Below are 21,380 nucleotides of genomic sequence, written 5' to 3' on the forward strand. Positions count from 1 at the left end.
AAATGTCGCTTATGCCGCGATGATCTTCTCGATCCGCTCCAGAGTGGCGCTGTTGACCGCAACGCCCTGCGCACGCGCGCGCAGGCGACGGCCGCGGCGCCCGTCGCCGGGCAGATGCGCGTTGTCCTGATCGTGCACGGCGGCGGCGAGCCTGGCGACCAGCGGCGCAAAGCGATCCCCCGAGGTCGCGCCCGGGTCGATCGCGATAAAGAACTGGCCCGTGCGCGGCGGCCCGCCCGCCGTGCCGGAAAAGGGCGAAGCGTCGATGCCCAGCGTGGCGCCGGTGAGCGCGGCGGCCATGGTCTCGACCAGCAGGGCCACACCCACCCCCTTGTAGCCACCGGACGGCGCCATCGAGCCCTTCAACCCGACCTCGGGGTCGGTGGTGGGGTTGCCCTCGCCGTCCAACGCCCAGCCGACCGGGATCGGCTTGCCCTCGCGGGCATGTTTCATCACCTCGCTCTTGGCGATGGTGCTGGCGCTCTGGTCGATCAGGATCGCCGGCTCGCCATCCTCGCCCGGCACCGCTAGCGAGAACGGGTTGGTGCCGACCACCGGTTTCGAGCCGCCCGAGGGCGCTATCGAGGCAGGCGCATTGGTAAAGCCCAGCCCCACCAGCCCGGCGCGGGCCAGACGGGCGGTGTGATAGCCCAGCACACCGCAGTTATAGCTGTTGCGGATCGCCAGAACGGCGACACCCTGGCTGCGCGCCAACGGCATCAGCTGGTCGAAGCCAAGGTCGATGGCCGCATGGGCAAAGCCGGTCGCCGCATCCACGGTCAGCACCGAGGGCGCAGGACGGTCAAGCCGGGGTTCGGCCTGCCCGTCGACCTTGCCGCATTGCACATGCTCGCAATAGATCGGGATATAAAGCAGGCCGTGGCTGGCGATGCCGTCGGCCTCGGTCGCGGCGGTGGCAACGGCCAGCGGCCGGGCATTGGCCTCGGAGGTGCCGACGGCCACCAATGCGCGAAAGCTCAGATCTTCAATCTCGTCCAGGCTCAGGGTGCGGGTTTCGGTCATGGCGTCCTCGATTCAGTCATTGTCGGAAAGTCCCGCGCCTGCGCCCTTCAACCGGGATTCCTCGGTTGCCGGGGCATAGGTGCGATGGGCAAGGCGGTTCAGGGTGACCCAGGCTTCGGGCGCAGGTCGGGCGCGGCTGCGGATCGGCGTCGCGGCGTCGATCTGGCCACCCGGGCTTACCTCGACCCAGGCCGCGAGGTCCGGCGCCGTGCCGGAAAGATCGAGCGCCACGCCATCGGTGACGGCACTGCCGCCTTCCCAGCGCAGCGTGACCGGGCGACCGATCTGCTGCGCGATCAGCGCGGCAAAGGGCATCAGTAGCGCGGGCCGGGCCAGCTGTTCCAGACGGATCCCCGTATCGCGCAGCTGCGCCGCGCGATCCGACAGCGCGGCCCCTGCCGCCAGCGGGCACATCGTTCCACCCGACGCGACCCAGGTCGTGCCCTTCGGCTCGGGAGCAAGATCGGCAAGCGGCACCCCGTCGATCCGGGTCAGCAGCCCGGCCAGCTCGGCGCAAGCGTCCAGATCATGGGCGGCCAGCCAGCGGGTGGCCTTGGCCGCCTCTTCGGCGAGGCCCCAGGGATAGCCCGCGCCGCGTGTGGCGCGCTTGGCGGTGGCCTCGATCTCGTTGAGGGAGAAACTCATGCCGGAACCTCGGGATAGACCCAGTCATCCGCCGTTTCGGGCGAAAGCTCCTCGGGGTAAGGGGCGCCGGAATACATGCAGATCCGCACCCAGCGGTCGGAACGCGGGTCGAAATGGATGGCGCCAAAGAAGGCGAGTTTCGCCCGCAGCATGTCGATGGGCAGCACCGAGGCGCTGATCGTGTTGTCATGGATCTCGCCATAGGGGGCCAAACGGCTCATCTGCGCACGCCGCACGGTATGGCGGTGTTCGGGATGGGCCAGAAGGAACTCGGCCACCAGGCGGGCGCCGTCCCAATCGGCCAGCGCGGCATGGGCCGCCGCCGCATCGCGGGCCGGGGCCAGCGGCTGCTCGTACTCGGCAACCGGCTCGTCAAACCGCTCGCCCAGACGCGGTTCCAGCTTCTCCTCGGACACATACCAGGCGCGGGCGCAGTTTTCGGGCGCCGACCAGTCCAGATCAAAGGCCCAGGCGTAGCTGGCGGCGATCAGGCCGCGCAGCTCCGAGATCGCCATGGCGCCCTCGATGCGAAACGCACCCGGGTTGCCATCGGCCATGCAGCTGTCCAGACCGTCCACCAGATCGGGATAGGGTTCCAGGATCAGCGAGGCGACCAGTTCCTGCCCCTCCTCGCTGAGCGCGCCCTCTGCCCAGCGCATCAGCCGGTCCCAGGGGTGATCGTTCAGCAGGTCATCCCCCGCCACATGGCGCGAGAGCACCTCCATATCGCGGCGCAGATCACCCAGTTTCTCCAGCTGGATCGGGTGTTCGGAACGCCACTGGCCCAGCGAGACCTCGCTGCGCCTCAGCATCCGGCGAAACTGCGCGGCCGCATCGGGGCTGGCGGTGGCGACGCTGCGCACGCGGGCAATCGCCTCTTCCCGGGCCATGACCCAGTTGTTGAACAGGACCGGGTGGTTGACGATATAGGGCGCCATGCCCAGGCCGGTGGAGTTGCCGATGCCCATCCGCCGGGCCAGCGCCGGGTCCAGATCAACCGCGCTCTCGCCGCCCTTGGCCCGCGCCATGTGCTGCACCAGGTCACGCACGAAAACACGGGTCAGATAGACCGACAGCATCTCGGCCTGAAACGGCACCTGCATCTCGGGGCGGTCGGCGATCTGCTCGCGATCCGCCGCCCCCAGCTTGCCCGAGCCATAGACGGCGGTGGTGCGCATCAGATAGCCCACCTTGTCGATCTCGGCCCGGTCGGGCTGTTGCCCGCTTGCGAGCGCGTCGACCACATGCGCCCAGAGCCGCACCGACCGGTTGGCCCGGCTGACCGAGATCTCGCACTCGCTGACCCGGCCCGCCTCTTGCAGCGGCACGTTCTGCGACAGGCGCGCGATATCATCCTCGGTCGGGATACCGTCGAACAGGGTGAAAGTGGCGTCCCAGGCGGTGGCGATCACCCGGTCCGAGCGCATCTCGGGCGGCAGGTCATGGGCAAAGGCCACCAGAGAATAGGCCCGTTCGGGTCCCTGCGCGGTATAGACCGCATGCCCCACCCCTGCGGCGTCGATGCGGAACACGGGGCGGGAAAAGCTCCAGTTCTCGCGCGCCATGCGCCGGGTCAGGATGCGCATGAAGCTGAGGCGGCATTGATGCAGCGACCCCAGACGCGACAGCCGCATGACTGTCGCCGGATCCCTGCGCTGGATTTGCCTGTTCGGGGCGGTGTCCATCTCTCTTATCCTTGCGGGACGAAGTTCTGGGCAAAGAACCTGTACCAGTTCCCGCCCATGATCCCGGCCACTTCGTCCTTGTTCAGGCCGGTCGCGCGTAACCCGTTCTCGATATTTCCAAAGTCGCGATTGTCCTCGAACCAGTGCGGCATCGGGGGAAGCCCCGGCGCGCTGGCGGAACCCTCGCCAAAGTCGATCTCCTTGGACCAGCGCCCGGTCCGCATCCATTCCACCACGCTGTCGGGCTGGTCCTGACACAGGTCGGTGCCGATCCCCAGATGGTCGACGCCGTACCGCTCGGCGGTACGCGCGATCATCTCGCAGAAGCTGTCCAGCGTGCAGTCGGACTTGTCCTTCAGGTGATGGGGATAGACCGAAAAGCCCAGCATGCCGCCATTTTCGGTCACAGCCCGGATCACGTCGTCACGCTTGTTGCGAAGGGCCGGGGCCCAGTCATGCGGGTTGGCATGGGTGATGGCGATCGGGCGTTCCGAGATCTCGGCGGCCTCGATGGTCGAGCGGTCGGCGGAATGGCTCATGTCCACCACCAGCCCCACCCGGTTCATCTCCTTGATGACCTGACGGCCCATGCGGGTGATGCCCGCATCCTCGGCCTCGTAACAGCCGGTCGCCAGCAGCGACTGGTTGTTATAGGTCAGCTGCATGAAACGTGCGCCCAGCGTGTGCAGGATCTCGACCAGTCCGATATCGTCCTCGATCGGGCTGGGGTTCTGGAATCCGAAAAAGATCGCGGTGCGCCCGGTCTCGCGCGCGGTGTCGATGTCGCTGGCCCATTGCCCTTTCATGATCAGGTCGGGGTATTGTTCGAACCAGCGGTTCCATTTCTCGAAATTCAGGACCGTTTCACGAAAGCTTTCGTGATAGGCGATGGTGACATGCACCGCATCGACATTGCCCGCACGCAGCTGGCGAAAGATCTTTTCCGACCAGTTGGCATATTGCAGGCCGTCGATGCGATAGCTCATTGTGGTGCCCCCGCGCTGATGTATGCGGTCTTGACCGTGGTATAGAACTCGGCCGCCGCCTTGCCCTGTTCGCGCGGCCCGTAAGAGCTGTCGCCCCGGCCGCCAAACGGCACATGGTAATCGGTGCCCGCGGTCGGCAGGTTCACCGTCACCACCCCGGTGCGCGCGTTGCGGCGGAAATGGGTGGCACGCGCCAGCGATTTGGTCACGATACCCGAGGTCAGGCCGAAATTGGTGTCGTTCACCACGCTCAGCGCCTCGTCATAGCTGCCGACCTTGATCACGCTGGTCAGCGGCGCGAACATCTCTTCGCGGTTGATGCGCATGGTGTTGGTGGTGTTCAGGAACACGCCGGGCGACATGTAATAGCCCTCCTGCGGCATTTCGAGCCGCTGGCCGCCGCAGGCCAGTTCGGCGCCCTCGGATTTGCCCAGATCGACATAGGCGAGGTTCTCGGACAGTTGCTGCTGGCTCACCACCGGCCCCATCTGGGTGCCCTCGGCCAGCGCATGGCCCACCTTCATCGCCTGTGTGCCTGCCACCAGCTTCTCGACAAAGGCATCGTGGATGGCGGCATGCACCACCAGCCGCGAGCTTGCGGTGCATTTCTGCCCGGTGCCGCCAAAGGCGCCGCCCAGCGCCAGCGTGACCGCCAGATCCAGATCGGCATCGTCCATCACCGCCAGCGCGTTCTTGGACCCCATTTCCATCTGCACCTTGGTCAGGTTCTGGATCGCGGCGGATGCGATGCCCTTGCCCACCGGTACCGAGCCGGTGAAGGAAATCGCATTGACCAGCGGGCTTTCCACCAGCCGTTGACCGATGCTGCGCCCCGAGCCCATGGCCAGGCTGAACAGGCCCTTGGGGATATCCTGGCGCGCAATGATCTCGGTCAGCGCCACGGCGCTGGCGGGGGTGATATTGGCCGGTTTCCACACCACCGCATTGCCATAGCAGAGCGCCGGCGCGATCTTCCACGAGGCGGTGGCGGTGGGAAAGTTCCAGGGGCTGATCACTGCAACGACGCCCACCGCCTCGCGGCGCACGTCGACCTCGACGCCCGGACGTACGGAATCGGCATTCTCGCCCAGCTGGCGCAGGCATTCGGCGGCGTAATAGGTAAAGAACTGACCGGCGCGATAGACCTCGCCCTTGCCCTCGGCCAGCGGCTTGCCCTCTTCGCGGCTGAGCAGCGTGCCCAGTTCCTCGGCCCGGGCCATCAGCTCGGTACCGATGGCCATCAGCACCGCCTGCTTGCGCTCCATCCCATAGGCGGCCCATTCCGCCTGTGCGCGCCGGGCCTGGTGCAGCGTCGCGTCAAGCTGATCGGCGCTGGCCTGTGCGAACATGCCAACCAGATCGCTCAGGTCCGACGGGTTGCGGTTTTCGATTTCGGCTTCGCCCGCCAGCCATTCGCCCGCGATGAGATTGAGTTTTGTGTCCGACATGCTTCTGGCCCAGTTCCTCGAATGAATTGGGTCATGGTGGACTCTGCCCGCCACATCGGTCAAACTTAAACTTCTTAAAGAAATTTCAGAAAACCTGAACTCATGATCAAGATCGAGATGCTGCGCTGTTTCAGCACCGTGGCGCAAACCGGAAACCTGGCCGATGCGGCGATGCGGATGGGGCGGACCCAGTCCGCCCTGTCGATGACCCTGAAACAGCTTGAGGAACATCTGGGCCAGCGCCTGTTCGAGAACGAGCGCAAGAACCGCCTCACCCCGCTGGGGCAAGAGGTGTTCCGCTTTGCCCAGCAGCAATTGCGTCAGTTCGACGACACCATACAGGCGATCGAAGCGGCGGCGCGGGCGCCGCAGGGGTTGCTCAGGGTGGCTTCGATCCCATCGGCCTCGGGTCTGGCGCTGCCGGGCGCGATCGAGACGATGATGCAGCGCCATCCAGCGCTGGAGCTGGAGCTGCGCGACATGGATACCGGGCGCGTGGTCGACGCGCTGTTGCAGGGGCAGGCCGATCTGGGCATCGTCTCGGGCCAGCCGGTCCTGAACGGAGTCGAAAGCGAGACCCTGTTCGAGGATGCCTTTGGCCTGCTCTGCGCCACCGGGCACCCGCTGGCGCAGCAGGCACAGCTGCCCGATGTCGACGCGGTCTTTGCCTCGGGCTTTATCCGCAACAGCCTGTGCGCATTGATCGAGGCGCCCGAGATTCGCGCCGCCCTGCCCCGGGCCCGGATCACCGTGCACAACACCCATTCGCTGCTGGCGATGGTGCGCACGGGGAAATGGGTGACGATCCTGCCGCGCTCGGTCGCGCAGGTGCAGCCTAAAGAGTTGGTGTTCCGCCCCATCGCCGGGCTGGAGGAGCAGCGCAGCGTCTCGATGCTGATCCACACCCGGGCCCAGTTCCCGCAACTGGTCGCGGAATTCGCCGACATCCTGCGCCACAGCCCCTGGACCGGCTGAGGCTCAGATCACCCCGATCTCGGCCAGGGCCCGGTTCAGGTCCTCGGGCAGCGCGTCGTCCTGGGCGCGCCCCTTGGGCAGATCGGGCGGCGTATCAGCGGGGTTCAGATAGCGCCAGCCCTGGAACGGGCGTTTCTGGGTGCTGTGAGTGCGATGCAGTTCGGGGTCGAGCACCAGCGCGCAATGGCGGGTGCCGTCCTGTCCGGTGACCTCGTCCATCCGAATCACCCGCTGTCGGCACTGGATCAACCCCTTGATCACCCAATAGATCGACCCGCCATTCAGGATCTCCCCCTCGCGCTTGGGCCACATGCGGGTGACATGGCGCGGCAATCCGTCCGGCGTCTGCGCCCGGCGCGTCGCCTGCCATTCGGCCAAGCTGTCGACACTTTCCGAGCCGACGCTGAGCTTGATCAGATTGACGTAGTTATCCACAGCTTTCCCACAGAGTCGTCCCGAGACCCACCTTGATATTGTAGCTCACCCCTCGCCGGCATCAAGCAGTTGTGGCCCACCTCACATTTGGTTTAAGCTGGATACCTCTTCCAGCACGAGGGAATCATCCGATGAGCCGTTTCGCCGCCCCCATCGCCGAGCAGATTTGGGACATGAAATACCGTTTCAAACAGGCGGACGGCACCCCGATCGACCAGACGGTCGAGGACAGCTGGCGCCGGATCGCCCGCGATCTGGCCCGCGTCGAACAGGATCCCGACCGCTGGGAGCGGGAATTCTACACCGCGCTGGAGGATTTCAAATATCTGCCTGCCGGGCGCATCACCGCCGGTGCGGGCACCGCGCGGCAGGTGACGCTGTTCAACTGCTTTGTCATGGGCACCATCCCCGACAGCATGGGCGGCATCTTTGAGATGCTGAAAGAGGCGGCGCTGACCATGCAGCAGGGCGGCGGCATCGGCTACGACTTCTCGACCATCCGCCCGCGCGGCGCGGATGTCAAAGGCGTGGCCGCCGATGCTTCGGGGCCGCTCAGCTTCATGGATGTGTGGGATGCCATGTGCCGCACCATCATGTCCGCCGGTTCCCGCCGGGGCGCGATGATGGCGACCATGCGCTGCGACCATCCCGATATCGAACAGTTCATCGGTGCCAAGTCCGACCCCGCCCGCCTGCGCATGTTCAACATGTCGGTGCTGGTGACCGATGCCTTCATGGAGGCCGTCAAGGCCGACGGCTCGTGGGAGCTGCAATTCGACGGCAAGGTCTATCACACGGTCGAGGCGCGGACCCTGTGGAACAAGATCATGCAGGCCACCTATGATTATGCCGAGCCGGGCGTGATCTTCATCGACCGCATCAACGCGGCCAACAACCTGAACTATGTCGAGACCATCGCCGCCACCAACCCCTGTGGTGAACAGCCCCTGCCACCCTATGGCGCCTGCCTGCTGGGCTCGGTCAACCTGGCGCGGCTGGTGTCGAACCCGTTCGAAGACGCGGCAGAACTTGACCCCGAAGCGCTGCAAAAGCTGGTCGCCACCGCCGTGCGGATGATGGACAACGTGGTCGATGCCTCGAGGTTCCCGCTGCCCGAACAGGCCGCCGAGGCACAGAACAAGCGCCGGATCGGGCTGGGCGTGACCGGGCTGGCCGATGCGCTGTTGATGCTGGGTTTGCGGTATGGCAGCGACGAGGCCGCCAAGCAGACCGAGGACTGGCTGCACGCCATCGCCCGCGCCGCCTATCTTGCCTCGGTCGAGCTGGCCAAGGAAAAGGGCGCCTTTCCCCTGTTTGACGCCGAGAAATACCTGGCCTCGGGCACCATGCGGGCGATGGACGAGGATGTGCGCGAGGCGATCCGCACCCATGGCATCCGCAACGCGCTGTTGACCTCGATCGCGCCGACCGGGACCATCTCGCTTTATGCCGGCAACGTGTCGTCGGGGATCGAACCGGTCTTTGCCTATGCCTATACCCGCAAAGTGCTGCAAAAAGACGGCAGCCGGACCGAGGAAGAGGTGGTCGATTACGCGGTGCAGATGTGGCGCGACAAGTTCGCCGACGCCCCCCTGCCCGACTATTTCGTCAACGCCCAGACGCTGGCGCCTGCCGATCACGTGCGGATGCAGGCGGCGGCGCAGAAATGGATCGACAGCTCGATCTCCAAAACGATCAACTGCCCCGAGGATATCTCGTTCGACGCGTTCAAGGATGTCTACATGCAGGCCTGGGATCTGGGCTGCAAGGGCTGCACGACATACCGCCCCAATGATGTGACGGGCTCGGTCCTGACAGTCTCGGAAAGCGCCGACAAGGCGCCGGGTGAAAGCGCCAGCGCCCCGCACGGGACCGAGGGCGGCGACGTCATCTATATGTCTGAACCGCTGGACCGGCCGCAGACGCTCGAGGGCAATACCTACAAGCTGAAATGGCCCGACAGCGAGCACGCGATCTATCTGACCATCAACGACATCATCATCAACGGCCATCGCCGCCCGTTCGAGGTGTTCATCAACTCCAAGAACATGGAGCACTACGCCTGGACGCTGGCGCTGACGCGGATGATCTCGGCGGTGTTCCGGCGCGGCGGCGATGTGTCCTTTGTGGTCGAAGAGCTGAAGGCCGTGTTCGATCCGCGCGGCGGCGCCTGGGTCAAGGGCAAGTACATCCCCTCGATCCTTGCGGCCATCGGCGGCGTGATCGAACAGCACTTGATTGCCATCGGCTTTCTCGAAGGCGAGGGCATGGGCCTGAAATCGGACCCACAGGCGCAAGTGGTGAATGGCGACATGCCCCGTGGCAAGGCCTGCCCCAGCTGCGGCCAGTTCGACATGCAGATGGTCGAGGGCTGCATGACCTGCCGCAGCTGCGGCCATTCCAAATGCGGCTGAGACCCGCGCCGATCCATCGTGTCGTGTCACGCGACGTGGCCTGAACGGATCAAAGGGTTAATTTGCAGATCGAATGAAGAAACGGCCTCGGAACCCCTCCGAGGCCGTTTGACTCTGGGCCTGTGTCAGAGCCTGCTGGAAGGGATTTGCAAAAGACAGGCAACCGGCGCGCGCTCGACACGCAGGGATATGTCTTGCGCGACTGCGCCAAAGATGCCTTCTTTTCTGGCGAAGCTCTTGCGGTGAAGCAAACATACTTGTCTGAGGTAAGGCACATGGGAAAAACGGCATTTATCTCGAACGAGAAGTGCTTTTGGCATTTCGGAGGCAACTATGCGCTGCTTGCGCCGGTCGGCGGGCTGGTACAGCCCATGGTGGCGGGCGGGCTTCCCGAGGCGCCCGAGACAAAACGGCGCCTGAAGAACCTGATCGAGGTCACCGGACTGCACAGCGATCTGGAAATGGTCACGGGCGGCAGCGCCACGATAGAGGACGTGCTCAGGGTCCACCCCCGTTCTTACATCGACGAGTTCCGCCGCCTGTCCGACTCAGGCGGTGGCGAACTGGGGCTGAGAACGCCCTTTGGGCCGGGCGCCTTTGAAATCGCGATGCTGTCCGCAGGTCTGGTGATCGACGCCGTCGAAGGGGTTGTGCAGGGCCGCTACAGAAACGCCTATGCCCTGTCGCGGCCGCCCGGGCACCATTGCCTGCCCGATTGGCCCAACGGGTTCTGCCTGCTTGCAAATATCGCCATCGCCATCGAAGCGGCCAAGGCCAAGGGGCTGCTGGGCAAGGTCGCGGTTCTGGATTGGGATGTCCATCACGGCAATGGAACCGAAGCGATCTATTACGAACGCGACGATGTGCTGACGATCTCGATCCACCAGGACAGATGCTATCCGCATGACACGGGGTCCATCGACGATCAGGGCAAGGGCGCCGGCCTCGGGTTCAACATGAACATCCCCCTGCCCCCCGGTTGCGGCCACAACGCCTATGTCGAGGCGACCGAACGGCTGATCATCCCCAAGCTGAAGGCATTCGATGCCGATCTTGTCATCATCGCATGCGGTTTCGATGCGGGCGGTTTCGATCCTCTCGCCCGGATGATGTGCTCGGCGGAGACGTTCAGGGAAATGACACGGCGCGTCATGCAGGTTTCGGACGGCAAGCTGGTGGCCGCCCATGAAGGCGGGTATTCCGAACTGTATGTGCCCTTCTGCGGCCATGCGATGCTCGAGGAAATGTCCGGATCGACCATCCACGCAGCCGACCCGCTGGCGCAGCGTGTGATGGGGCAACAGCCCGGCGAACGCGTGCAGGCGTTCCATTCCGAGCTCATCGACGACATGGTTGCAAAGCTATTGTGACCCTGGACCCGGACAGCGTGACACCCATGTCGCAATCCTTGCCGCATGCCCCGTCTCTGACCCCGAGTACACGAGAGGAGCGACATGGACTGGCGTGATCAGGGCATCCTGCTGGCCGTGCGCCGCCATGGCGAGACCTCGGCGATCATCGACACCTTTACCGCCAGCCATGGCCGCCATGCGGGCGTGGTCCGCGGTGGCACCAGCCGCCGCATCGCGCCGATCCTGCAACCGGGTGCACAGCTCGACCTCAGCTGGCGCGCCCGGCTGGAGGACCATCTGGGCAGTTTCACGGTGGAACCCCTGCGCTCGCGCGCGGCGGCGGCGATGTCGGGGCGGCTGGCGTTGGCCGGGTTGAATGCGGTGGTCTCGCTGCTGTCCTTTTGCCTGCCCGAGCGCGAGGCGCATCCCCGCCTCTACAAGCAAAGCGAACAGCTCCTCGACCTGTTGGGGCAGGACGAGATATGGCCGCTCGCCTATCTGCGCTGGGAACTGGCGCTGCTTGACACGCTGGGATTTGGCCTTGATCTGAGCAGCTGCGCGGTGACCGGCAACTCGGACGATCTGGTCTATGTCTCGCCGCGCAGCGGGCGCGCGGTCAGCGCGGGCGCGGCGGGCGAATGGGCCGAACGGCTGTTGCCACTGCCCCCCTGCCTGCGCGGCGAAGGCCCGGCGCCGGACCCCGAGATCGCGCAGGCCCTGCGCACCACCGGCCATTTTCTGGAACACCGCGTCGCGCCCGCCCTGGGCCATGCGCCGCTGCCGCAGGCACGCGGGCGGCTGCTCGACCTGATCAGTCGGCTGCCCTGAACAGCATCTCGTGCCCGGCCTCGTTGCGCAGGATCAGCACCTCGCCCGAGACCTCGATCTGTTCCATCGCCAGAAGCGCCGCAAAGAAGGCCCCCTCGGCCTCCAACTCGGGACAGGCGGCGCGGGTGGCGACCAGATCGGCGATTTCAAACCACGGATAGGGCGCGTCCAGCCGGGCGGTAAAACTGTTGCATGGCCCCTGCCCCGCGATCCGTCCCGGTTCGGGAAAGCGCAGCTCTGCCCCTACGGCAAAGGCGGCGGCGTCGATGCTCTGGGCCTGCCAGACCTGCCCGGCGGCACCATAGGCGGTGGCGGTCTCGTCCTGTCCGCAGTATCCCAGCGCCAGCGCCGGCAACAGAAGGGCGAGGCGGGCCGGCATCGCAGACCCTAGTCCAGACTGTCGAGCAACTTGCGCGCGGCGGCCTGTTCGGCCTGCCGCTTGGCCCCGGCGGTGGCCTCGGCCCGGCGACCATCGGCAAGTTCCGCCAGAATGGTAAAGACCGGCGCATGATCGGGGCCCGAGCGTTTCACCAGCTCATAGCGTGGCGGGGTCTGGCCGCGCGCCTGCGCCCATTCCTGCAGCGCGGTCTTGGCATCGCGCGCGTCGGCCTCGACCTGATGGACACGCGCCCCCCAAAGCCGCAGGATCACCGCCTCGGCGGCGGCAAAACCGCCATCGCGATAGACGGCGGCGATCACCGCCTCCATCGCATCACCGAGCAGCGCCAGCTTGCGCCGCCCGCCCGACATCATCTCGGAGCGGCCCAGTTTCAGCACCGCGCCCAGATCGGCCTCGCGGGCGACCTCGGCGCAGGTCTCCTTGCGCACCAGCGCGTTGAAGCGGGGTGCCAGCTGACCCTCGGTCGCATCCTTGTCCGCCTCCAGCAATGCCGTCGCCATCACCAGCCCCAGCACCCGGTCGCCCAGAAACTCCAGCCGCTGATTGTCCTGCCGGGTGGATGAGGAGATCGAGCCATGGGTCAGCGCGCGCACCAGAAGCTCGGGCCGCTCGAAGGAGTAGCCCAGCCGCGCCTCAAAGGCCTTCATCTCTGCCGAAAGCTTCACTCGATCCCCTTGAAGAAACGGTCGCTGCGCCAGGTCCAGAAGAACAGCATCGAGCGGCCCGCCGACGAGAACATGATGCGGTCGGCCCGACCGATCAGGTTTTCATAAGGCACATAGCCGACCCCACCCGCCGATTGCGGCAGGCGGCTGTCGCTGGAATTGTCGCGGTTATCGCCCATGAAGAAGTAATTCCCCTCGGGCACCGTGTAGACGCCGGTATGATCCGAAGCCTGATTACCGATATTGACGATCTTGTGGCTGACGCCGTTGGGCAGCGTTTCGATCTGGCGCGACTTCTGGCAGATGCCACCCTCGCCCACCGGGCCGTTTTCGCAGCGCGGGCGCAGGCGCTGGGGGCCTTGCGCCTCGGCCAGCTCCTCGAACACGCCGTCGTCTTCGAGCTTCACCGCCTGATCGTTGATGTAAAGCACGCCGTCCTTCATCTGGATGCGGTCACCCGGCACGCCGATCAACCGCTTGATGAAGTCACGCCCAGAGACCGGATGACGGAACACCACCACATCCCCGCGTTCGGGGGTGCCGCCGAACAGGCGGTCATTGTCGCCCTTGGCCCAGCCACAGACATCCTCGGCGTCGATGTCGATGCCGAATTGCGGCAGCACCAGGCTGGGGCACGACGCATAGGAATAGCCATAGGCCATCTTGTTGACGAAGAGGAAATCACCGATCAGCAGCGTTTCCTTCATCGAGCCCGACGGAATCCAGAACGGCTGAAAGAACAGGGTCCGGAACACGCCCGCGATTAGCAGCGCATAGACGATGGTCTTGATCGTCTCGACAAAGGCATTTCCGGTCTTGGCGGCTTTGCTGGCCATCAGGCTCTCCAGTTGCTGCGGGCGTTTCGGGGGCTACATGCGGGGCGGGGCGGGGTAAGTCAAGTTAACCTCCCCCACCTCGGCAAGCGGGCGCGCCTCGATCACGACAAAGGCCTGTGCCCAGGGGTGATCGTCGGTCAGGGTGACATGGATGATCGCCTCGTAGCCTTCGGGCGTCATCTCGCGCAGGCGCTCGGCGGCCCAGCCAGTGACCTGCATGACGGGCTGGCCACTGCGCAGGTTGCTGACCGCCATGTCCTTCCACGAAATCCCCATGCGCAGGCCGGTGCCCAGCGCCTTGGAACAGGCCTCTTTCGCGGCCCAGCGCTTGGCATAGGTGCCTGCGGTGTCAGAGCGGCGCTCGGCCTTGCGCTGTTCGATCTCGGTGAAGACGCGGTTGCGAAAGCGGTCGCCAAAGCGGTCGAGCGTGCGCTCGATCCGCTCGATATTGGCGAGGTCTGTGCCGATGCCGAGGATCATTGCGGCGCCCCAAAGTTTTCCAGAAACTTTGGACAAGACTTTTTGAAAAAGTCTTGTGCCCGGTTCATGCCCGCGCCTCGTCCATCAGGCGGCGCATTTCGGCGATGGCAGGGTGCAGCCCGCGAAAGATCGCCTCGCCTATCAGGAAATGGCCGATATTCAGCTCCATCACCTCGGGGAATGCCGCGACCGGCTGCACCGTGTCATAGGTCAGCCCGTGGCCCGCGTGCACCTCAAGACCCAGCGAATGGGCAAAGGCGGACATTTCGCGCAGGGCCTCCAGCTCGCGGTCGCGCGTGGCAAAGTCGCCCTCGGCATGGGCATCGCAATAGGCGCCGGTATGCAATTCGATCACCTGCGCGCCGATCCGGTGCGCGGCCTCGACCTGGCGTCGGTCGGCGGCGATGAAGATCGACACCCGGCACCCGACCTCGCGCAGCGGTGCGATGAAATGGGCCAGCCGGTTTTCTTCGCGCGCGACCTCAAGCCCGCCCTCGGTGGTGCGTTCCTCGCGCTTTTCGGGCACGATGCAGACCGCGTGCGGCTTGTGGCGCAGGGCGATCTTCTGCATCTCGTCAGTGGCGGCCATCTCGAAGTTGAGCGGCACGCTCAGCGCCGCCATCAGCCCGTCGATATCGGCATCGGTGATATGGCGGCGATCCTCGCGCAGATGCGCGGTAATGCCATCCGCGCCCGCCTGTTCGGCGATTTTGGCGGCGCGGATCGGGTCCGGATACTCACCGCCGCGGGCGTTGCGCACGGTTGCCACATGGTCGATATTCACGCCAAGGCGCAGGTGGGGAACAGACATGAGGGGGCTTCCTTTCGACTCGCTCGCGCCCGACCCTAGCCGGGATTTCCGGGGTTTGGCAGATCGGCCTGCGCCTTTTTCTTGATCGCTTCGAACTTGGCCTTGATCTTGGCGCGGCGGCGCTTCTGATAGGTGCTGATCACCGGCAGGCTGAGGTAATAGCAGACCACGCCCGCAACGATCCCCGGTGCGATGCCGCCGATCATGTAGGGAAAGAACACCTCGTCAAAGAACAGGCCGAGCGCCTGCCAATCGGCGTCGCGATCGGTGAACAGCGCCAGGAAATTGTCCTTGAGATCGCCCGCCGCACGGGCGAACTTGCGCATCAGCCCCTGTTTGGCACCCTCGTGAAATTCGGTCCCCAACAGGAAATGCCCGGTTTGCAGCGAGACCACCCCGATCGGCACATAGGTCAGCGGATTGCCGAAGAAGGTACCGCTGAGCCCGGCGAGAATATTGCCGTTGATCAGCCGCGCCAGAATCGCCGCGATCACGAAATGGATACCGTAAAAGGGCGTGAACGAGGCGAAGACCCCTGCCCCGATGCCGCGCGCGATACGTTCGGGCCGGTCCGGCAGGCGGCGCACCCGGTGTTTGACATAGTGAAAGGCACGGGTCCAACCGCCGCGCGGCCAGATCAGTTCCCACAGCACCTGCAGCGGGGAGCGTCGATCTCGGCGCTTGAAAACCACGCTTGGTTGTCCTTTCCGTGCCTGTCGGCCTTTACCCAGCCGCGGCGCCCGCCTTGGCCTTTTCCCTGTAGCGTTCGACCGAAGCCACGTCACCCTCTGCCTCGAGCGCCAGCATCAAAGAATGCAATTGTTCCACATCCCGCAGTTCGACGCTGATCATGAGGCGATAAAAATCCGGTTTACGGTCGATGAATTCCAGATTGGAAATATTGGCCTTCTTCTCGCCGATCAATGTGCAAATCCGTCCCAGCACGCCCGCATCGTTGCCGATGGTCAGGTCGAGCGTGGCGCCATAAGCGGCCGGATGGGTGCCGGAATGCCAGTGCAGGTCGACCCAGCGTTCGGGCTGGGTCTCGAACTCGCTCAGCCGGTCGCAGTCGATCGTGTGCACCACCACGCCCTTGCCGCGATAGGTGATGCCGACGATGCGCTCGCCCGGCAGCGGCTGACAGCAGGGGGCGCGATCAAAGCTCTGCCCCGGTTCCAGGCCGATCACCGCCCGGCGCGGCGGGATGGCATCGCCCTCGTCGGGGGCCAGTTCGGGATAGACCGCCTGCACCACGTCATGAGCGGTGAGTTCGGCCGAACCCAGCCGCGCCAGCAGCTCGCTGCGATCCTTCAGCCGCAGGTGTTTGGCAGCGGTGTCCAGCGCCTTGTCGGTGGCCTTGCGCCCCACATGGTCAAAGGCCGAGCGCGCCAGTTCGTGCCCCAGCTTGATGAAGCGTTCGCGGTCCACCTCGCGCAATGCGCGGCGGATCGCGGTCTTGGCCTTGCCGGTCACCGCGATTTCAAGCCAGCTCACCTGCGGGGTCTGGCCCTCGGCGGTGATGACATCGACCGATTGCCCGTTCTTGAGCCGGGTCCACAACGGCACCCGGATCCCGTCCACCTTGGCCCCGACGCAGGCATGCCCGATCCGGGTGTGGATGGCATAGGCATAGTCGATCGGGGTGGCACCGCGCGGCAGCTTGACCACATCGCCCTTGGGGGTGAAGCAGAACACCTGGTCGGAATACATCTCGAGCTTGACCGCTTCGAGGAAGTCTTCGTGATCCTCCTCGCTGTCAAACTGTTCGGTCAGGCCCGCGATCCACTTGGCCGGATCGACGGCAAAGGGGTTCTGGGTGCGCACCCCGTCACGATAGGACCAATGCGCCGCCACGCCGGTTTCGGCCACGTCATGCATCTGGCGAGTGCGGATCTGCACCTCGACCCGCTTGCCGTCACGCCCCGATACGGTGGTATGGATCGAGCGGTAGCCGTTCGATTTCGGCTGGCTGATATAGTCCTTGAACCGCCCCGGCACCGCGCGCCAGCGCTGGTGGATGGCACCCAGCGTGCGGTAACAATCCTCTTCGGACAGGGTGATGATGCGGAAGCCGTAGATATCGGACAGGCGCGAGAAGCCCTGATCCTTTTCCTGCATCTTGCGCCAGATCGAATAGGGTTTCTTGGCGCGGCCGAACACTTCGGCCTCGATCCCCGCCTTGTCCAGCTCGTGCCGCATGTCGCCGGTGATCCGGTGGATCACGTCGCCGGTTTCGCGCTGCAGCGTGATGAAGCGGCGGATGATCGACTGGCGCCCCTCGGGGTTGAGCACGCGAAAGGCCAGATCCTCCAGCTCTTCGCGCATCCATTGCATGCCCATGCGTCCGGCAAGGGGGGCATAGATATCCATGGTCTCGCGCGCCTTGACCGCCTGCTTCTCCGGGCGCATCGCCTTGATGGTGCGCATGTTGTGCAGCCGGTCGGCCAGCTTGACCAGGATCACCCGCAGGTCCTTGGACATGGCCATGAACAGCTTGCGGAAGTTCTCGGCCTGCTTGGTCTCGCGCGAGGAGAGTTGCAGGTTGGTCAGCTTGGTCACGCCATCGACCAGCATGGCCACCTCTTCGCCGAACAGCTCGGACACCTGCCCATAGCTGGCCTTGGTATCCTCGATCGTGTCGTGCAGCAGTGCGGTGATGATGGTGGCATCGTCCAGCCGCTGTTCGGTCAGAATGGCGGCGACGGCAACGGGATGGGTGAAATAAGGTTCGCCGGAATGGCGAAACTGGCCGTCATGCATCTGTTGCCCGAACTCATAGGCCCGGGTAATGCGTTCGGCATTGGTCTTGGGGTTGTAGTTGCGGACCAGAGCAATCAGGTCGTCAGCAGAAATCATCCGGTCCGCATCCTTTCGCGCGGCGTCCTCAGCCCTGCCCCTGCGCCTCCATGAGGGCACGCAGCAGGCGTTCTTCGGACATGTCGTCCTCGACCGGGCGGTCGCTCTCGGCACCCATCAGCAGGGCCATCTGGTCCTCTTCGGGTTCGTCCACTTCGATCTGGGTCTGGTTCGCCTCGATCAGGCGCTCGCGCAGATCGTCGGCGCTCTGGGTCTCGTCAGCGATCTCGCGCAGCGACACGACCGGGTTCTTGTCATTGTCGCGGTCCACGGTGATCGCGGCACCGGCAGAGATCTCGCGCGCACGATGAGCGGCAAGCAATACCAGCTCGAACCGGTTCGGAACCTTGTCTACGCAATCTTCTACCGTCACGCGGGCCATCAGCGACTCTCCAAAGTGCAGCTTTGTCCAGAAAGCACGGTTCTAGGCGCGATTCCCCAGCTTGACAAGCGGGAAATGCCCGGTTTTGCGGTCAAAGCAGCCGGATCTCGGCAAGGTCTCCGGCAGGCAGCGCCGCCAGCATCTCCTGCACGCTCAGACCCAGGACCGGATGGCGCCAATCGGGGGCGACATCGGCCATCGGCACCAGCACGAAGCCCCGATCCTGCAACCGGGGATGGGGCAGGATCAGCTGGTCGGGGGCCAGTTCGGCCTGGCGTGCCGGGTCCAGCTGCCTCCAGGCATCGTGACCTGCCCTGTCAGGCAGGACGCTGTCGCCATGACAGATCAGGTCCAGATCCAGTGTACGCATCCCCCAGCGCTGTTCGCGGGCGCGCCCGAATTCCGCCTCCACCTGGTGCAGCAGCTCAAGCAAAGCAACCGGTGATAGATTTGTGTTGATAGAAATCGCCGCATTGATGTAATCAGGTCCTGCGCCTGCCGGGAAGCAGGGAGTGGTGAAAAACCGGCTCTCGTCGCGAATCACCAATCCCCTTCGTGCAAGCATCCGTACCGCATTCCGCAACGTCACCTCGGGGGGGGTTTGATCAAAAGATAGATTTCCACCCAATGCGATAACGGCAAATTGCTCGGAAACCATCACGGTTGGCTTCCGTTAACGTCAAGAGTGCACTTGCTATACATGCCTATTCTCCTACATTAGGACCACTGATCCGCCGATTTTAAGCACTCACTCACGGATACCTGGCGGTTTCGGTACATACCGGAAGGAACAATTATGTTTTATAAGGACGAACGGCTAGCGCTGTTCATCGACGGTTCGAATCTTTATGCGGCGGCCAAGGCTCTCGGCTTTGATATCGACTACAAGCTTCTCAGGCAGGAGTTCATGCGTCGCGGCAAGATGCTAAGGGCCTTCTATTACACGGCGCTGCTGGAAAACGACGAATACTCTCCGATCCGTCCGCTTGTCGATTGGCTGCACTATAACGGGTTCACCATGGTGACCAAACCGGCCAAGGAATACACCGACAGCATGGGGCGTCGGAAGGTCAAGGGGAACATGGATATCGAACTGACCGTGGACGCCATGGAACTGGCGCCGCGTGTCGATCATATCGTGCTGTTCTCGGGCGATGGCGATTTTCGCCCGCTGGTTGCCAGCCTGCAGCGTCAGGGCGTGCGTGTCTCGGTGGTCTCGACCATCCGCAGCCAGCCGCCGATGATCTCAGACGAGCTGCGCCGGCAGGCGGACAATTTCATCGAGCTCGAAGAGCTGCGCGAAGTGATCGGACGCCCGCCCCGCGAAGTGCCGGCAGAGCCGCGCTCGTTTGCGGCCAACGGCAACTGATCCACGCCCCAAAGACCATGCAAAAAATATACGGCCAGATGAGCAATCATCTGGCCGTATGTCATTAAATATCACTGCCTGCTTCAATACCCGCCTTCTATCCGGTTCCGGTGACGGATTCGTGACACCCAGAACCGGGCTGGATCTGGGCGGCACAAAACCTTACCTGTGCACAGGCAAGGAGACCCGCCCATGACCAAATCGCCCCTGACCCTCTATCTTGCCGCGCCGCGCGGGTTCTGCGCCGGTGTCGACCGCGCCATCAAGATCGTCGAGATGGCGATCGAGAAATGGGGCGCCCCGGTCTATGTCCGTCACGAGATCGTGCATAACAAGTTCGTGGTCGACGGGCTGCGCGCCAAGGGCGCGGTCTTCGTCGAGGAACTCGATGAATGCCCGGACGACCGGCCAGTGATCTTTTCCGCCCACGGGGTTCCCAAAGCGATCCCGGCCGAGGCCGAGCGGCGCCAGATGGTCTATGTCGATGCCACCTGCCCGCTGGTATCCAAGGTCCATATCGAGGCCGAGCGGCACGCCGAACACGGTCTGCAGATCATCATGATCGGCCATCGCGGCCATCCCGAAACCATCGGCACCATGGGACAATTGCCCGAGGGCGAGGTGCTGCTGGTGGAAACGGTCGCGGATGTGGCCCGCATTGCGGTGCGCGACCCTGCCCGCCTTGCCTTTGTCACCCAGACCACCCTGTCGGTGGACGATACCCGCGACATCGTCGCGGCCCTTCAGGCGCGGTTCCCGCAGATCGTCGGCCCGCACAAGGAAGACATCTGTTACGCCACCACCAACCGGCAAGAGGCGGTCAAGGCGGTGGCGCCGAAATCGGACGCGCTCTTGGTGGTGGGGGCACCCAACTCCTCGAACTCGCGCCGCCTGGTCGAGGTTGCCGCCAAGGCGGGCTGTTCCTATGCGCAACTCGTACAGCGCGCCGATGACATCGACTGGCGCGCGTTGGACGGCATCGCAACCATTGCCGTCTCTGCCGGCGCCTCGGCCCCCGAACTGCTGGTGAACGAGGTGATCGACGCCTTTCGCGCGCGGTTTGACGTGACGGTCGAGGTGGTGGAAACCGCGGTCGAACATGTCGAGTTCAAGGTCCCGCGCGTGCTGCGGCAACCGGCGTGACCCCGAACCGCCCGGCCCTGACCGGCTATCGCTACAGCGTCTATACGCGGGCGGCCCGGTTGGCGCTGATCGAAAAGGCGGTCGCATACGACTATCACGAACACGACCCCTTTGCCCCCGGCGCGCAGGGCGCGCACCCGTTTGGCCGGGTTCCCGTGCTGCATCACACAGGCGCGCGGTTCTATGAAACCGCCGCGATCACCGCCTATGTCGATCTTGCCTTTCCCGGCCCCGCGCTGATGCCCGAACGCCCCGCAGCGGTGGCGCGTGCCGTGCAGGTGATCTCGATCGTGGACGCCTATGCCTATTGGCCCCTGGTCCGGCAGGTCTATTCCCACGCGGTGTTTCGCCCGGCGATGGGCGAACCCGCGTCGCAGCAGAGCCTGCGCGAGGGGATGGAGCGTGCACCGGCGGTTCTGGCCGCGCTTGACGAGATCGCGGCCGAGGGGCTGGTGCTCTCGGGGCCGGTGACGCGCGCCGATTGCCATCTGGCGCCGATGATCGCAGCCTTTGTACAGGCGCCAGAGGGGGCGGACCTGCTGCGGCGCTATCCCGCATTGGCGGCATGGTGGCAGGATATGGCCGGGCGGGACAGCCTGCACCTTACCGAAACCCCGCTTCCCTAGCCGCAGGTTCACCGCTAGGCT

The 21,380-nt window shown here is 64.6% G+C and carries 22 protein-coding genes; 7 read left to right on the top strand and 15 right to left on the bottom strand.

Translation table 11 applies throughout. The annotated features are described in order from the left end of the window. Positions 1-9 precede the first annotated feature (9 nt). From SPO_RS16145 to SPO_RS16165, 5 genes are read right to left on the bottom strand one after another with little or no spacing between them, the layout of a single operon-like run. Complete coding sequence (locus SPO_RS16145) at positions 10-1,023, bottom strand: Ldh family oxidoreductase (RefSeq protein WP_011048877.1); 1,014 nt, start codon at positions 1,021-1,023, stop codon at positions 10-12. Between the two features lie 12 nt (positions 1,024-1,035). Then, a complete protein-coding gene (locus tag SPO_RS16150; protein WP_011048878.1) occupies positions 1,036-1,668 on the bottom strand; it encodes a DUF3726 domain-containing protein in 633 nt (210 codons plus the stop codon). After that, positions 1,665-3,353, bottom strand: a complete 1,689-nt coding sequence (locus SPO_RS16155; RefSeq protein WP_011048879.1) for a hypothetical protein — start codon at positions 3,351-3,353, stop codon at positions 1,665-1,667. The genes SPO_RS16150 and SPO_RS16155 overlap by 4 nt, the downstream gene beginning before the upstream one ends. Before the next feature lie 5 nt (positions 3,354-3,358). Beyond that, positions 3,359-4,339, bottom strand: coding sequence for a membrane dipeptidase (locus SPO_RS16160; RefSeq protein ID WP_011048880.1), 981 nt, complete (start codon positions 4,337-4,339; stop codon positions 3,359-3,361). Then, the gene (locus SPO_RS16165; RefSeq protein ID WP_011048881.1) at positions 4,336-5,787 is read right to left on the bottom strand and encodes an aldehyde dehydrogenase family protein; all 1,452 of its coding nucleotides are present in this window, start codon (positions 5,785-5,787) and stop codon (positions 4,336-4,338) included. The genes SPO_RS16160 and SPO_RS16165 overlap by 4 nt, the downstream gene beginning before the upstream one ends. Positions 5,788-5,889: 102 nt before the next feature. Between SPO_RS16165 and SPO_RS16170 the strand changes: the two genes are divergently transcribed. Beyond that, positions 5,890-6,762 (top strand): LysR family transcriptional regulator, encoded by an 873-nt coding sequence (locus SPO_RS16170; protein ID WP_011048882.1) that lies wholly within the window; start codon positions 5,890-5,892, stop codon positions 6,760-6,762. 3 nt (positions 6,763-6,765) lie between these two features. Here the strand turns inward: SPO_RS16170 and SPO_RS16175 are convergent, their stop codons facing one another. Next, complete coding sequence (locus tag SPO_RS16175; protein ID WP_011048883.1) at positions 6,766-7,197, bottom strand: DUF1489 family protein; 432 nt, start codon at positions 7,195-7,197, stop codon at positions 6,766-6,768. Between the two features lie 131 nt (positions 7,198-7,328). On the opposite strand from SPO_RS16175, the gene SPO_RS16180 reads away from it, so the two are divergent. From SPO_RS16180 to recO, 3 genes are all read left to right on the top strand, one after another. After that, positions 7,329-9,611, top strand: coding sequence for an adenosylcobalamin-dependent ribonucleoside-diphosphate reductase (locus SPO_RS16180; RefSeq protein WP_011048884.1), 2,283 nt, complete (start codon positions 7,329-7,331; stop codon positions 9,609-9,611). A gap of 275 nt (positions 9,612-9,886) precedes the next feature. Beyond that, positions 9,887-10,981: a class II histone deacetylase gene (locus SPO_RS16185; protein WP_011048885.1), complete on the top strand. Its 1,095-nt coding sequence runs from the start codon at positions 9,887-9,889 to the stop codon at positions 10,979-10,981. Positions 10,982-11,065: 84 nt separating this feature from the next. Then, the gene (gene recO, locus SPO_RS16190; RefSeq protein WP_011048886.1) at positions 11,066-11,791 is read left to right on the top strand and encodes a DNA repair protein RecO; all 726 of its coding nucleotides are present in this window, start codon (positions 11,066-11,068) and stop codon (positions 11,789-11,791) included. Here the strand turns inward: recO and SPO_RS16195 are convergent. The 9 genes from SPO_RS16195 to folK all read right to left on the bottom strand — a co-directional run bounded on the left by SPO_RS16195 (position 11,775) and on the right by folK (position 18,879). Continuing rightward, positions 11,775-12,170 (bottom strand): META domain-containing protein, encoded by a 396-nt coding sequence (locus tag SPO_RS16195; protein ID WP_011048887.1) that lies wholly within the window; start codon positions 12,168-12,170, stop codon positions 11,775-11,777. The two genes, recO and SPO_RS16195, sit on opposite strands and share 17 nt — an antisense overlap. 8 nt (positions 12,171-12,178) lie before the next feature. Further along, positions 12,179-12,856: a ribonuclease III gene (gene rnc, locus SPO_RS16200; protein ID WP_011048888.1), complete on the bottom strand. Its 678-nt coding sequence runs from the start codon at positions 12,854-12,856 to the stop codon at positions 12,179-12,181. Next, positions 12,853-13,692, bottom strand: a complete 840-nt coding sequence (lepB, locus tag SPO_RS16205) for a signal peptidase I (RefSeq protein ID WP_011048889.1) — start codon at positions 13,690-13,692, stop codon at positions 12,853-12,855. Before lepB ends, rnc begins: the two co-directional genes overlap by 4 nt. Before the next feature lie 33 nt (positions 13,693-13,725). Then, the gene (gene acpS, locus SPO_RS16210; RefSeq protein ID WP_011048890.1) at positions 13,726-14,172 is read right to left on the bottom strand and encodes a holo-ACP synthase; all 447 of its coding nucleotides are present in this window, start codon (positions 14,170-14,172) and stop codon (positions 13,726-13,728) included. 64 nt (positions 14,173-14,236) lie between these two features. Then, positions 14,237-14,983, bottom strand: a complete 747-nt coding sequence (locus tag SPO_RS16215) for a pyridoxine 5'-phosphate synthase (protein ID WP_011048891.1) — start codon at positions 14,981-14,983, stop codon at positions 14,237-14,239. A 35-nt stretch (positions 14,984-15,018) separates the two neighbouring features. Continuing rightward, positions 15,019-15,675, bottom strand: a complete 657-nt coding sequence (locus tag SPO_RS16220; RefSeq protein ID WP_011048892.1) for a DUF2062 domain-containing protein — start codon at positions 15,673-15,675, stop codon at positions 15,019-15,021. A gap of 31 nt (positions 15,676-15,706) precedes the next feature. Next, positions 15,707-17,839 (bottom strand): RelA/SpoT family protein, encoded by a 2,133-nt coding sequence (locus SPO_RS16225; protein WP_030003253.1) that lies wholly within the window; start codon positions 17,837-17,839, stop codon positions 15,707-15,709. Between the two features lie 28 nt (positions 17,840-17,867). Further along, entirely contained in the window at positions 17,868-18,221 is a 354-nt protein-coding gene (gene rpoZ / locus SPO_RS16230; RefSeq protein ID WP_011048894.1) for a DNA-directed RNA polymerase subunit omega, read from the bottom strand. 91 nt (positions 18,222-18,312) lie between these two features. Beyond that, positions 18,313-18,879, bottom strand: a complete 567-nt coding sequence (gene folK, locus SPO_RS16235; protein ID WP_011048895.1) for a 2-amino-4-hydroxy-6-hydroxymethyldihydropteridine diphosphokinase — start codon at positions 18,877-18,879, stop codon at positions 18,313-18,315. A gap of 138 nt (positions 18,880-19,017) precedes the next feature. On the opposite strand from folK, the gene SPO_RS16240 reads away from it, so the two are divergent. From SPO_RS16240 to SPO_RS16250, 3 genes are all read left to right on the top strand, one after another. Continuing rightward, entirely contained in the window at positions 19,018-19,590 is a 573-nt protein-coding gene (locus tag SPO_RS16240) for an NYN domain-containing protein (protein ID WP_011048896.1), read from the top strand. Between the two features lie 192 nt (positions 19,591-19,782). After that, positions 19,783-20,733 carry a 4-hydroxy-3-methylbut-2-enyl diphosphate reductase gene (gene ispH / locus SPO_RS16245; protein ID WP_011048897.1) on the top strand — a complete coding sequence of 317 codons (951 nt, stop codon included), beginning with the start codon at positions 19,783-19,785 and terminating at the stop codon, positions 20,731-20,733. Next, on the top strand, positions 20,730-21,359 hold the full coding sequence (locus SPO_RS16250) for a glutathione S-transferase family protein (protein WP_011048898.1): 630 nt from the start codon (positions 20,730-20,732) through the stop codon (positions 21,357-21,359). The genes ispH and SPO_RS16250 overlap by 4 nt, the downstream gene beginning before the upstream one ends. Positions 21,360-21,380: the final 21 nt, after the last annotated feature.

It is taken from the genome of Ruegeria pomeroyi DSS-3 (assembly GCF_000011965.2).
GTDB classification, from domain to species: Bacteria; Pseudomonadota; Alphaproteobacteria; order Rhodobacterales; family Rhodobacteraceae; genus Ruegeria_B; species Ruegeria_B pomeroyi.

Coding starts and splice junctions, on each gene's coding strand:
- SPO_RS16155 (WP_011048879.1), bottom strand. CDS start 3,353: ATGGACACCGCCCCGAACAGGCAAATCCAGCGCAGGGATCCGGCGACA.
- SPO_RS16165 (WP_011048881.1), bottom strand. CDS start 5,787: ATGTCGGACACAAAACTCAATCTCATCGCGGGCGAATGGCTGGCGGGC.
- SPO_RS16215 (WP_011048891.1), bottom strand. CDS start 14,983: ATGTCTGTTCCCCACCTGCGCCTTGGCGTGAATATCGACCATGTGGCA.
- SPO_RS16150 (WP_011048878.1), bottom strand. CDS start 1,668: ATGAGTTTCTCCCTCAACGAGATCGAGGCCACCGCCAAGCGCGCCACA.
- folK (WP_011048895.1), bottom strand. CDS start 18,879: ATGGTTTCCGAGCAATTTGCCGTTATCGCATTGGGTGGAAATCTATCT.
- rpoZ (WP_011048894.1), bottom strand. CDS start 18,221: ATGGCCCGCGTGACGGTAGAAGATTGCGTAGACAAGGTTCCGAACCGG.
- lepB (WP_011048889.1), bottom strand. CDS start 13,692: ATGGCCAGCAAAGCCGCCAAGACCGGAAATGCCTTTGTCGAGACGATC.
- SPO_RS16225 (WP_030003253.1), bottom strand. CDS start 17,839: ATGATTTCTGCTGACGACCTGATTGCTCTGGTCCGCAACTACAACCCC.
- ispH (WP_011048897.1), top strand. CDS start 19,783: ATGACCAAATCGCCCCTGACCCTCTATCTTGCCGCGCCGCGCGGGTTC.
- SPO_RS16145 (WP_011048877.1), bottom strand. CDS start 1,023: ATGACCGAAACCCGCACCCTGAGCCTGGACGAGATTGAAGATCTGAGC.
- SPO_RS16180 (WP_011048884.1), top strand. CDS start 7,329: ATGAGCCGTTTCGCCGCCCCCATCGCCGAGCAGATTTGGGACATGAAA.
- SPO_RS16195 (WP_011048887.1), bottom strand. CDS start 12,170: ATGCCGGCCCGCCTCGCCCTTCTGTTGCCGGCGCTGGCGCTGGGATAC.
- SPO_RS16240 (WP_011048896.1), top strand. CDS start 19,018: ATGTTTTATAAGGACGAACGGCTAGCGCTGTTCATCGACGGTTCGAAT.
- SPO_RS16185 (WP_011048885.1), top strand. CDS start 9,887: ATGGGAAAAACGGCATTTATCTCGAACGAGAAGTGCTTTTGGCATTTC.
- SPO_RS16160 (WP_011048880.1), bottom strand. CDS start 4,339: ATGAGCTATCGCATCGACGGCCTGCAATATGCCAACTGGTCGGAAAAG.
- SPO_RS16170 (WP_011048882.1), top strand. CDS start 5,890: ATGATCAAGATCGAGATGCTGCGCTGTTTCAGCACCGTGGCGCAAACC.
- acpS (WP_011048890.1), bottom strand. CDS start 14,172: ATGATCCTCGGCATCGGCACAGACCTCGCCAATATCGAGCGGATCGAG.
- recO (WP_011048886.1), top strand. CDS start 11,066: ATGGACTGGCGTGATCAGGGCATCCTGCTGGCCGTGCGCCGCCATGGC.